7 protein-coding genes are annotated in these 12,811 nt (G+C 44.9%); 3 read left to right on the top strand and 4 right to left on the bottom strand.

Annotated elements, in window-relative coordinates; genetic code table 11:
* Nucleotides 1-117: 117 nt before the first annotated feature.
* From HMPREF0999_RS04845 to HMPREF0999_RS04855, 3 genes are all read left to right on the top strand, one after another.
* Nucleotides 118-3,150, top strand: coding sequence for a SusC/RagA family TonB-linked outer membrane protein (locus HMPREF0999_RS04845; protein ID WP_005859741.1), 3,033 nt, complete (start codon nt 118-120; stop codon nt 3,148-3,150).
* Between the two features lie 16 nt (nt 3,151-3,166).
* Nucleotides 3,167-4,822 carry a SusD/RagB family nutrient-binding outer membrane lipoprotein gene (locus HMPREF0999_RS04850; protein ID WP_005859739.1) on the top strand — a complete coding sequence of 552 codons (1,656 nt, stop codon included), beginning with the start codon at nt 3,167-3,169 and terminating at the stop codon, nt 4,820-4,822.
* Nucleotides 4,823-4,935: 113 nt separating this feature from the next.
* Nucleotides 4,936-7,569, top strand: a complete 2,634-nt coding sequence (locus HMPREF0999_RS04855) for a glycosyl hydrolase 2 galactose-binding domain-containing protein (RefSeq protein WP_009275326.1) — start codon at nt 4,936-4,938, stop codon at nt 7,567-7,569.
* Here HMPREF0999_RS04855 and HMPREF0999_RS04860 read toward each other — a convergent pair.
* The 4 genes from HMPREF0999_RS04860 to HMPREF0999_RS04875 all read right to left on the bottom strand — a co-directional run bounded on the left by HMPREF0999_RS04860 (nt 7,548) and on the right by HMPREF0999_RS04875 (nt 12,601).
* Nucleotides 7,548-8,150: an L-threonylcarbamoyladenylate synthase gene (locus tag HMPREF0999_RS04860; protein WP_005859734.1), complete on the bottom strand. Its 603-nt coding sequence runs from the start codon at nt 8,148-8,150 to the stop codon at nt 7,548-7,550. The genes HMPREF0999_RS04855 and HMPREF0999_RS04860 overlap by 22 nt on opposite strands.
* 1 nt (nt 8,151) lies before the next feature.
* Entirely contained in the window at nt 8,152-9,009 is an 858-nt protein-coding gene (locus tag HMPREF0999_RS04865) for an enoyl-ACP reductase (RefSeq protein ID WP_005859732.1), read from the bottom strand.
* Nucleotides 9,010-9,144: 135 nt separating this feature from the next.
* Nucleotides 9,145-11,610, bottom strand: a complete 2,466-nt coding sequence (locus HMPREF0999_RS04870; RefSeq protein WP_005859730.1) for a bifunctional UDP-N-acetylmuramoyl-tripeptide:D-alanyl-D-alanine ligase/alanine racemase — start codon at nt 11,608-11,610, stop codon at nt 9,145-9,147.
* A 4-nt stretch (nt 11,611-11,614) separates the two neighbouring features.
* A complete protein-coding gene (locus HMPREF0999_RS04875; protein WP_005859728.1) occupies nt 11,615-12,601 on the bottom strand; it encodes a GSCFA domain-containing protein in 987 nt (328 codons plus the stop codon).
* Nucleotides 12,602-12,811: the final 210 nt, after the last annotated feature.

The following is a 12,811-nucleotide window of genomic DNA, read 5'->3' on the forward strand; positions in this document are numbered from 1 at the left end:
AAAGAGTAAATGCCTATGCACTAAAAAAGAAAGAAAAGAGAGCCCGATCTCTCTAAAAAGAGTATGAAAATTAAAAAAGCACAAATGTAGAATCACTTAAATCAAAAACGATTTTTCATGAGAAAGTCATTTATCTTATTATTGGCGTTTTTTCTGTGTGTTACAGGATATGCACAGAAACTAACGATTAGTGGTGTCGTCATTGACAAGGATCTAAATGAACCACTAACAGGAGTGAACGTGTTAGTAAAAGGTACTACAACCGGTACCATTACTGATTTTGATGGAAAATATACCTTAGAGGCTGACGCAAACTCTATTTTGGTATTCTCTTATTTGAGTATGAAAACGATTGAGGAGCCAGTGAATGGCCGTACGAAAATCGATGTTACGATGGTTTCAGACGCAGAGGCTTTGGATGAGGTTGTCGTAACAGCGATGGGTATCAAACGTGAATCAAAGACTTTGACTTATTCCGCACAAACGGTAGGCGGTAAGGACTTGAACGAGATTAAGAATGTGAATATGATCAACTCTTTACAAGGAAAGAGCGCTGGTTTGCAGATTACCCCGAACTCTACGGGTGCGGGTGGTTCTTCTAAGATCTTATTCCGTGGTAATAAGTCTATTAGCGGTAGTAACCAACCGTTGATTGTTGTGGATGGTGTCCCTATGATGATGAGCGTATCTGATTCGCAGGTGAAGATGGCCTATGGCGGCGAACGTGATGGTGGTGACGCTATGTCTACTATCAATCCGGATGATATCGCGCAGATTACATTGTTGAAAGGTGCTTCCGCCGCTGCTTTGTATGGTGCGGTAGCGGCCAATGGTGCTATCATGATTACGACAAAATCCGCACAAGCCGGTAAGGTCGCTATTAATGTATCTAGTAATACGACGGTCGAATCAGCCATGTCTTTGCCGAAATTCCAAAATAATTATGGTATGAGTGACGAGGGCACATTTAGCTGGGGAAGTAAATTAGGAGCTACATCTCCGAATTACGCACGTAAATTCTATCAACCGGGTTATACAACGAATAACTCTATCTCTTTATCTGGTGGAACGGAGAATATTTCTTCTTATTTCTCTTACGCGAATGTCTCATCGAATGGTATTATGCCGGAGAATGATTATTTAAGTCATAATTTAATGGCTAAGGTTGGCTTTAACTTGTGGAAGAAAGTACATGTGGATGTAAGTGCCCGCTACAACAAGCAGCATATCGAGAATCAGCCTTCTGCCGGTTATTTGAATAACCCGATTACAGGTGCCTACCTGTTCCCGAGAGGTGAGGATTGGGATTACTACAAGAGTAACTATGAAGTATATGACGGGGTTCGTAACGTGAATGTTCATAACTGGACGAATACGAAACAAGAGCAATTCTCCAATCCTTACTGGATGTTGAATCGTCAGACTCCTATCACGGACCGTAACCGTTATGAATTTGGTGGTAGTGTTAAATATGATATCATGGAAGGTCTTTCTGTTACGGGGCGTTTGCGTTATGAACGTGGTGATGAAAAATGGATCTTGAACGAATATGCGTCTAGTACCGCGGGACGAAATTTATTGGGTACCATGAAAGATACCCGGACTTTCAGTGAGCAAACATATGCCGATGCGTTAGCAAGTTATAATAAAACTTGGGATGAGACTTATTCATTGTCCGTTACTGCTGGTGGTAGCTTTACGAAGACAAGCGCATCTAGCATCGAATTGATCGGTTGGGGTGATAAGGAGTTTAAAGTAAATAACGGTGTGATAACCCCGGGTGCTTATTATCCGAACATCTTCTCCCCGAAGAACTATTATACGATGCAAACCACAGAGACTCTGAAAGAAAAACGCTTGAACTCTGTGTTCGCTACTGCTCAGTTTGGATATAAGGAAGGTTTGTTCTTGGATGTCAGCGCTCGTAACGACTGGTCTTCTTCATTGGCGTTTACGGATGGTGTATCCTTTTTCTACCCGTCTGTTGGTGTAAGTGCTCTATTGGATAAATTCTTGGACTTTGGAAAGAATGTAGACCTATTTAAATTGCGTGCTTCTTATTCTATCGTGGGTAACGATGTGCCTATCTATGCTTCCAATAAACGTTATACGATTGGTGACCAAGGATCTATCGACCCGCCAGAAGAAGCTGCTTTTAGAACGTTGAAGCCAGAGAAGACGAACTCTTTAGAGGTTGGTTTTGATGGAACTTTCTTCCAGAATCGTTTCAATGTAAACTTGACGTATTATAAGACCAATACGAAGAATCAATATTTTAATATTACCGCTCCTTGGGAAACTGGTTTGAAGAACCGTTATATCAATGCCGGTAACGTAGAAAACCAAGGTTTTGAGGTTAGCTTAGGTTGGTATAATCAGTTTACGGACAATTTCAGCTGGAGTACGAATTTCAATTTCTCTTACAATAATAATAAAATCATTGAATTATCGAATGAGTTGAAAGATTGGACATTAGCTAGCTATTGTACAGGTGCGAAAGTGATTTTGACTGAAGGTGGTCATTTTGGTGACTTATATGTTCGTGATTTCAAGAGAGACGATAATGGTAAGCCGGTGAAAACTGAATCTGGCGCTCCTGAGTTGGGAGGTACGGATAATAAGGATTTGGTATATGTCGGTGATATGAACGCAAAAGTAAACATGGGTTGGACTAACACGTTCCATTACAAAGATTTTACATTGTCATTCTTGATTGATGCTAAGGTCGGTGGTAAGGTCTTGTCAATGACGGAAGCTACCTTGGATGGTTGGGGCGTATCAGAGCGTTCGGGTGCCGCTCGTGATGCAGGTGAAGTTGTGATTGATGGTGTTTCATTTGATCCTAAAGCATATTACACGACGACTGGAGGTACAAGTTATAACTCTAATATCTTGACTTCTCAGTATGTTTACAATGCGACTAATGTTCGTTTGCGTGAGTTGTCATTTGGTTATACGTTCCGTAACTTATTTGGAGCGAATAAGAATTTGACGGCTTCTATCATTGGACGTAATTTGTTCTTCTTCTATAAAGATGCTCCTATGGATCCGGATGTAGCGGCTGGTACAGGCAATGGCTGGCAAGGTGTGGATATGTTTGCGTTGCCAACATCTCGTAGCTTTGGTTTGAATTTAAAACTTAATTTCTAAATCTTGAGTATATCTTATGAAACTAAATAGAATTTTAAAATATGCCGCTGTATCGGCTTTGGTAGTATCTACCGGTGTTATGACCATGGGCTGTACAGATAATTTTGAAAATTTAAATACTGATCCCTATGAGGTTGATCCAGATGAACTTCCGTTCTCTGCCCAATTTAAGGAGCCATTCTCTTATGTCTATGCTCCGCAGCAGAACTTGTTCCAATATTGCTTCAACCTAAATATTGATTTGTTTAGCGGCTACTTCATGACTCCACATAACTTTAATGGTTCCGGTAATGTTGATTATGCGTTGAACCGTGGTTTCTGTGGTGGTATGTATGAGAATGTATATCTTCATATTTTCAACAATACCCGTCGTCTGATTGCTTCTTGTGATGAGCAAGGCTTAAGTGATTATGGAGCGATGATGCGTGTCGTACAAGCTTATGCGATCCAGATGTTGACGGATGCCTATGGCCCAGTGGCCTATAGTTCTGTTATCGAAGATCCTACGGGTGGAGCTTCTTTCTCTTATGATACTCAGGAAAGTGTCTACAATGCTTTGTTTACTTTGGTGGATGAAGCGATCGCTGGATTTAAGGGAACTGCATCTGTTGCGGATATGCAAGCATTTGACTATTGGTGTAATGGTGATATCGCTTTGTGGAAGAAGGTCGCTAATCAATTGAAACTACGTTTGGCTATGCGTATCGTAAAGGTGAACCCTACATTGGCGAAGCAAAAAGCGGAGGAAGCCGTTCAAGGAGGCGTATTGACTTCCGCTGATCGTGATATCTTGATCAACCAAGGTTTGAGCAATGAGTTGACTCGTATGTTTGAGTGGGGTGATTGTGGAATGAATGCTAGCTTAATCACGATGTTGGAAGGTTTCAAAGATCCTCGTTTACCTTTGTATGTGACCAAGAATCAAGCGGCTGTTACTTGTGAAGATGGCTCGACAATTGAGGAGGGGACAAAGTATCTTGGTGTTCGCGGCGGATGTAACTTACCTTCTAAGCCAAATCAATGGGGTAATTTCTCTAAAGTGATTTGCACTTATACGACCGCTTTCCCTGTCATGAAAGTTGCTGAGGGTTATTTTTTACGTGCTGAAGGTGCTTTACGTGGCTGGAGCATGGGAGGTAGCGCTAAAGATCTATATGAGGAGGGCATTCGTATTTCTATCAAGAACGAATTGGCTTATAAGGGCAGTATTGCAGGTGTAACTTCTATCTCAGATGCGGAAATAGACGCTTATCTCAATGGAACCAGTGGACAGATTGACTTTGTTGACCCGGTTAAGGCGGAAAATAGTATAAAGGCGATGAATACACTAGGTGTTAAATGGGACGAAGGTGCTAGTAAGGAGGAGAAGTTGCAACGTATCATTACTCAGAAATGGATCGCTAACTTCCCATTGTCTTGTGAGGCTTGGGCTGAATACCGTCGTACAGGCTATCCTAAATTATTCCCGAATCGTGTAAACTTGAGTAACGGTGATATCAATACTAACGAACAAGTTCGTCGCTTGATCTACTCAGATACGGAAATTAACACCAATAATGCGGAATTACAGAAAGGCATCGAGCTGCTGAATCAAGAGAATACGGGTTCGATCTCTGGTGATAAAGGTGGTACTCATGTATGGTGGGACAAAGCTGGTGTAGGTAATTTCTAATCGGCATTAATAGGTCTTATTGTTAAATAATATGTAATGAAAGGGCTTCTTCGAGTTTGCGAAGAGGCCCTTCTGAATTTTGTACTACTTTAGAAGGATAAATCTAAGATTATATGATGAACAGATGTATTTATTTATTTTGTTGGCTTTGCCTGGCTTGCTGGTCAAAGCCCGTATCCGCGGAGGGGCAAGCCTTGTTGGTGATCCCGGAACCGGGAGAGAAAACCTTGATTCACTCAGATTGGTATGCCCGGAAAGCGAATGAGGTGAAAATGGATGGGAACCGGTTGAGCGCGGTGCCTTTGGATAAAACAGGATGGTTACCGGCTCGTGTACCGGGTACGGTGTTGACAACGCTTTTGGAGAATGGTTTGTATCCGGCCCCTGAGTTTGGGTTGAATAACAATTTGATTCCCGATATACATGAAGTCGGCAATGATTTCTATACGTATTGGTTTACCCGTCAGTTTACTATCGATGCTTTACCAGAGGGGCGTAATGTCTGGTTGAATTTCCGGGGAATCAATTATAAGGCGGAAATCTTTTTAAATGGTAAGCGGATCAACCGGAATACCCATGAGGGTATGTTCTTGAGGAAGACGTTTAATATAACTCCTTATCTTCGTACGGATGCCCCGAATGTATTAGCGGTATTGGTTTATCCACCTACACATGTCGGAAATCCAAATGGCGGACAAGGGGGTGATGGGCAGATCGCCCGGAATAATACGATGCAATATACGCCGGGTTGGGACTGGATACAACCTGTACGAGACCGGAATACGGGTATTTGGGATGAGGTATCTATTACGACAACCGGGCCGGTATGCCTCTCCTCTCCTTATGTCGTGACCAAGGTACCCGGCGTACGTGATCCGGAAACGAAAACTCAAAAGGAGGCTTTTGTGAATACCTCTGTCGAGCTAGAGAATACCGGGAGCACTTCCTTAAAGGGGCTATTGGTTTGTGAGACGAACGGAACCCGCTTAACCCAGCCGGTTACTTTATCGCCATTCGAGAAGAAAACGGTATCCTTGAATCCTTTAGCGGTAAAGAATCCTCGTTTATGGTGGCCTAACGGTATCGGCGAGCAGCCTTTATATGATATGAACCTCTCTTTTGAGATCGGGAATCAAGTGAGTGACCGGGAACGGTTGCGTTATGGTATCCGGGAGATTACTTCCGATAAATGCCCGGATAACGGGGGACGCCGTTTCTTCGTGAACGGACAGAAAATATATGTCACGGGTGGTAACTATATTAATTCCGATTGGTTGCTTCGTCTCTCTCCGGAACGTTATCGGGATGAGGTACGTTTCCATGCGGAAATGAATCTGCGTATGATCCGTGTATGGGGAGGTGCGTTGGTGGAACGGCCGGAATTCTATAACGCCTGTGATGAGTTCGGTATCTTAGTCTTTCAAGATCTGTGGGGCAGTGGTGATTGCAATGGCGCTTGGGAGGACCCGACCAAGATGGATTCCCGAGAGCGTCGTTGGGAATATCCCGATAATCATGATTTATTTATCGCCTCCGTGGAAGATCAAGTGAAAATGATCCGTAACCATCCGAGTCTTTGTTTCTGGTGTGGGGCGAATGAATGGCCTTTAGCTAAAGATATCGATCAATGTTTGAGAAAGGAGGTTTTCCCCCGGTTAGATCCGGAGCGTCTTTTCGTGAGTTTCTCGACAGATACGTTGTTTACCCGGAATTTTTTGGGGGATAATGGGGATGGTCCTTACGGTATACAAGAGCCGGAATGGTTCTTTAGCTTCCGTTCGCATCCGTTTAATCCGGAAGCCGGATCGGTTGGTTCCCCGGAGGTCGAGAGTATGCGGGAGATGATGACGGAACAGGATTTGGCCGGTTTCCCAAGGAAAGGTTTGACCCGTAATTATACGTGGCGGTATCATAAGGATCTGGGCTATGGCGATCATCTGGAGCGTTATGGGGAGGTGAAGGATATCGAGACTTATTGTAAGTATGCCCAAGTCGTGAACTATGACCAATATCGTAGTTTTATGGAAGGCTGGGCCTCTCATATGTGGGATTGGTATACGGGTATCTTGATCTGGAAAACCCAGAATCCATGGACATCCTTGCGGGGGCAAATGTATGATTGGTCTCTCGATGTAAATGCTTCCTTGTACGGAACCCGGAAAGGCTGTGAGCCCTTACATGCCTATTATAACCCGGTAACCCGTAAGGCGGGATTGTTGAATACGACCCTGAAAGATTATACGGATTTATCGATTGTAGCCCGTATCTATAATCTGGAAGGCAAACTGCTTTGGGAGAAAGAGACGAGAGCGAGCGCCAAGGCGAATACGGTACAGGAATTATTGGATATCCCCGTTCCGGAAGGGATCAAAGGCGCTTATTTCTTACGGCTGGCCTTGAATGCGGATGTCCCCAATATTTATTGGCTGACAACCGAGCCGAAAGACTACACCAGCTTATCTCAACTTCCGAAGTCAAGACCGGGAATCAAGACCGAGATCAAGAAGGAAGGATCGAATTTCGTAGGTACAGTCCGTCTGAGCGCTGATTCGCAGATCTCGTTCTTCAACCGTATCAAGGTCTTTGATAAGGAGACAGGCAAACGAATCTTACCGGTACATTATTCGGATAACTATATTACGCTAATGCCGGGTGACCAACAAGAAATAAGCTTGGAGTTTCCCGCTAATCTGCCGGAAGAGCGAATACAAATCGTGGTGGATAGCTACAATTCTCCTTTGCCTTGACGTACGATCTCGAAATTATCCGTCGTGCAATCTATAACCGTAGAGGCTTCCAATCCTCCGAAACCGCCGTCGATTACGATATCCACTTGATGCTCGTATTTCTCGTGTATCAATTCCGGATCTGTCGTATATTCGATCACCTCATCCTTGTCACGGATGGACATGGTTAGGATTGGATTTCCCAAGGATTGTACCAATGTACGGGTGATGTTATTGTCCGGTACACGGATTCCGACTTCTTTCCGGTTCTTGTAAATCTTTGGAAGCTCGCTGCTGGTGGGTAAGATAAAGGTGAAAGGACCGGGCAGATGTTTCTTCATCAGCTTGAAAGCGGCGTTGCTTACCTTGGCGTATTCACTAAGATTAGACAGGTCGTAGCAGATGATAGACAGGTTGCTTTTCTGTGGATTAACCCCTTTCATCTGACATATTTTCTCTACCGCACGTACGTTCAGCGCATCGCAACCGATGGCGTATACCGTGTCGGTAGGATAAACGACAAGGCCGCCGTCCTGCAGGACTTTGACGACCTTGTCTATTTCTTTTTGATTCGGATTCTCCGGATAGATTCTCACTAACATATTAGCCGTAGATAATGTGTCCGTTCTCGTCTGTATATTCCTCTAATCCTTTACTATATTGGTTCATGGCCCGGAGGCTCATACCCATGCTTGAGAAACCACCGTCGTGGTATAGGTTCTGCATCGTTACCTTGCGGGTAAAGTCGGAGAACATCATTACGCAATAGTCCGCGCACTCGTCGGCGTTGGCGTTACCCAGTGGACTCATCTTGTTAGAAAAGTCCATCAAGTGTTCCATTCCCTTCACGCCGCTACCCGCGGTTGTCATTGTCGGGGATTGGGAGATCGTGTTCACACGTACGCCTTTCTCACGGCCATAGATGTAACCGAAACTACGGGCGATAGATTCCAACAGGCTCTTAGCGTCCGCCATATCGTTGTATCCGAAGAACGTGCGCTGGGCGGCCACGTAACTTAATGCCACCACGGAACCATTCTCGGCGATAGCGTCTTGTTTCTTTGCTACCTGTAGCATCTTGTGGAAAGAAATAGCGGAGATATCCAACGTCTTTTCCAGCATTCCATAGTCCAGATCATCGTACGTACGTTTCTTGCGTACGTTCGGGCTCATACCGATAGAATGTAAAACGAAATCTATTTTACCACCTAATATTTCCACTGACTTCGCGAATACGGTCTCCAGATCCTCTACGCTGGTTGCGTCCGCCGGGATTACCTGCGCATTCAACTTCTCCGCCAAAGCATCTACCTGACCCATACGAACAGCGATAGGCGTATTGCTTAACGTGATAGTCGCACCTTCCTCTACGGCTCTTTCTGCCACTTTCCAGGCGATAGACATATCGTTCAGCGCACCGAAGATAATGCCTCTCTTGCCTTTCAATAAATTATGACTCATACCTCTTGTTTATTAATTACGGCACAAACATACACAAAATGTGCAACATACGCAAATGAATATCATAGCCTGACATTTGAATATGTGCCTTGATATTAAAACAAGGTAGAGCCATTCTTTGTTGGCGGTTACTTCTTATTCCCGGAAATAAACCCTCTTTACCCGAGGCGAGATAGAGGTTAATATCTCATAAGGGATTGTTTTCAGTTTATCCGAAAGTTCGCTCACCGGTAGTTCGTCGCCGAAAATAATTACGGCGTCGCCTTCTTGCGCATGGATGTCGGTGACATCGATCATGCAAGCGTCCATGCAGATGTTGCCGATAATCGGACAGCGTTGTCCATTGATCAAGACCTCCCCACCTCCGTTGCTGAAGTGGCGATCCAGTCCGTCGGCGTATCCGATCGGGATGATAGCGATCCGGGAATCACGTTTCACATAACTCATACGGCTATAACCGATCGAATCCCCTGCGGGTACGTTTTGTATTTGTAAGATCGTTGTCTTCAAGGTGCTGACATTCCGTAAGCCTTTTTGTCCGGATGCGCTTACTCCATATAAACCGATACCTAAACGTACCATATCCATTTGATAAGCGGCGAAACGCTCGATTCCCGCGGAGTTTAGGATATGTTTGATTACCTTATACTCTAACCCGCTTTCTAGTTCCCCTGCGGCTTTGGTGAATTTATCCAATTGTTGATGGGTAAAATCATCGAAGACGTACGAGTCGCTTCCGGCTAAATGAGAGAAGACCGAACGGGCGATAACCCCGGATTGCGCTCTCAAGCGTTCACAGATCGCCGGGACATCCTCCGGTTGAAACCCTAGGCGATGCATGCCGGTATCGATCTTGATATGGATAGGGTAAGAGGTGATCCCTCTGCGCTCGGTCTCCCGGATCATGGCATCCAATAGGCGGAAGCTATAGACTTCCGGTTCCAGATGGTTCTCGAACAAGACATTGAAACTGCTGAATTCCGGATTCATGACGATAATGGGGATCGAGATGCCTTCTTTACGCAATTCGGCTCCCTCGTCGGCTACCGCCACGGCCAGATAGTCGCAACGATGTTCTTGAAGGGTCTTCGCCAACTCGTAAGAGCCGGCTCCATAACCAAAAGCTTTTACCATACAAACCATCTTAGTCTCCGGCTTTAGCTTGGAACGATACTGATTGAAGTTGTGTACGATCGCGTCCAGATTTACCTCTAGGATCGTCTCATGCACTTTCTTCTCCAACAACTCGGAGATCTGCTCGAAATGGAAATGGCGGGAACCTTTAATCAAGATCAACTCATCCTTGAATTTCTTGAAGGAAGGAGACTTGATAAATTCCTCGGTGGTCGTGTAAAACTCCTTCTCGATCTCGAAGACGGAAGCATATTCCTTTAAGTCGCGGCCGATACCGATGATACGATCTATCTTCTTACGGCGAACCAAATCGGCGACCTTCTTATATAGAGATTTCGGCAAGGTGCCCGATTGAAGGATATCGGAGAGGATTAAAGTGCTCTTTAATTGCTTGCCTACCCGGCGGCTTTGTTGGAAATCGAGCGCGATATCCAAGGAGTTGATATCCGAGTTATAGGTATCATTTATCAACAGGCAATTGTTGATACCTTGCTTTACGTCCAATCGCATAGCCACCGGCTCAAGATGCAAGAATTTTGTTACGTCGTTTACGCTGGTGGGTTTTAGGTAAAGCATAACCGCCATACAATGGATCACGTTCTCGATAGAAGCGTCGTCCGTGAACGGAATGGTAACGACCCGGTTGAAGCCCAGTAAAGTACAGTGAATGATCGTCTCAAACTCTTTCTTATCGATAGACTCGATAAACAAAGGAGCCTCGGAGTCCGTACGGCTCCATGCGATCGCTTTATGAGAAAGGCAAGCCGATTCGATACAATTGGCGATAAATAAATCATCCCCATCATAAATAATGGCTTCGCAATCATTGAAAAGCGTCAGCTTCTCCATACATTTCTGATTGGAGGAGAGGAAATTCTCTTGATGAGCCTCCCCGATATTCGTGATGATACCGATCGTGGGGGCGATAATGGGTTGCAGGCGTTCCATCTCGTCCGGTTGTGAGATACCGGCCTCGAAGATGCCCAGTGTATTTTTCTCGCTCATCTGCCATACCGAGAGAGGAACCCCCAACTGGGAGTTGTAGCTCCGAGGCGAACGTACGATGTTGAACTCGTTATGCAACAGTTGATAGAGGAATTCCTTTACGATCGTCTTTCCGTTGCTACCGGTGATGCCGATCACGGGGATGTTGAATTGCTTCCTGTGGTGAGTCGCCAGTTTTTGTAAAGCTCGTAACGTATCTTTTACGATCAGGAAGTTTGCGTCCTTCATGCTCTCGAACTCCGGTAGCATATCGCTTACCACGAAGTTGCGAACACGAAGTTTATAGAGTTCCTGTATATATCTATGTCCGTCGTTCGTCTTGGTTTTCAAGGCGAAGAAGAGGCTTTTTTCCGGGAAGGAGAGACGACGGCTGTCAGTCAACAATAAACTGACCGTATCGTCAAGCAATTGGTTTGTTTTAGCACCGATAACTCTTGCTATTTCTTTAATTGCGTATTCCATTCTTTTATTTTAGTTTAGACTTTACTATTTCGATCTCTTTTCTGATATCAAAGGAAGGAATTTTCTCGCTAATTCGTTCCATCTTTAACAAAGTTTGAAGGATAAACCGCTTATAGGCCTCGCTATCCGGTTGAAAGGGCTTATGGTTAATAGCTTTTTGAATATCACCCCATTCTTTAAGGATTGCCGAAGTGTCTGTGGATAAGAAATTTTCGATAAAACGTTGCCAAATATAATCAATGGCCAATGGGGAGGGATGGAGCATATCGTCCGCATAGAAACGATAATCCCGGAGCTCGTCCATAAGGATCTCATAAGCGGGGAAGTAGGCGATTCGGCCGGGATAATCTTTCTGTAAGGCGTCCGTGGCTAGCAATAGGGTGGCTTTGCTGAGTTGGTTCTCGTGCGCCCCGTCTTTCCAGTGGCGGATTGGACTTACGGTAAATAAGATTTTCAAGGCGGGGTTTTGTTCCCAAAGGGCTAGTAACAGAGGTTTCCAGTCCTCGACGATCTCTTGCGTGGATAATCGTTGCCGATCGAACATCTTTTCCGGTAGCTTATGGCAATTCGACACGATTCGCCCGTCGCTCTTGAGGCGGTAGACGAAAGCGGTTCCCAACGTGATTACCAACCGGGTCGCTTTTCGCAGGAAATCGGAGGATTCGGATAAGCGGCTGTTTATATGGCCTAGGCATTCTTCTTCCGAGGGAGCGGAGAAACGGCTATGATGGGTAAAACTATGGTATATGCCCTCATGCTGGAATAAATCGCCGGGAGTGAAATACTCCGGGCGTAGCAGCATCCGCAATCCTTCCGCTACGGAAGCCGGGTTATACAGAGTACCGAATGGGTTTATATCTACGGAGAATTTATTCTCTTCCAGTTTCCGCCCGATATTCTCGGCGAAGCAGGAGCCCATCATCACGACCCGGTCCTCATACGAGAAAGAGAATCGTGCTTTCGGCAACAGGATTCGGGTATAAAGTTCCATATTTACTTTTTCGCAAAAGTAGATATATGTTTACGGAAATGCAAATAAGGAAGGTGTTTTAGGGGAATAATGTAACAATGCCCATTGTAAGGTTGTTAGGATGGGCAGTATAAGGAGCTTACGATGGGCATTGTTGCGACCTTATAATGCCTATTGGCGGAAGGTCGGGAGTGATACTATAAAAGAACGGCGGTAACTTGTTGAGTGTTA

The sequence above is a fragment of the Parabacteroides sp. D25 genome, assembly GCF_000307475.1.
GTDB classification, from domain to species: Bacteria; Bacteroidota; Bacteroidia; order Bacteroidales; family Tannerellaceae; genus Parabacteroides; species Parabacteroides distasonis.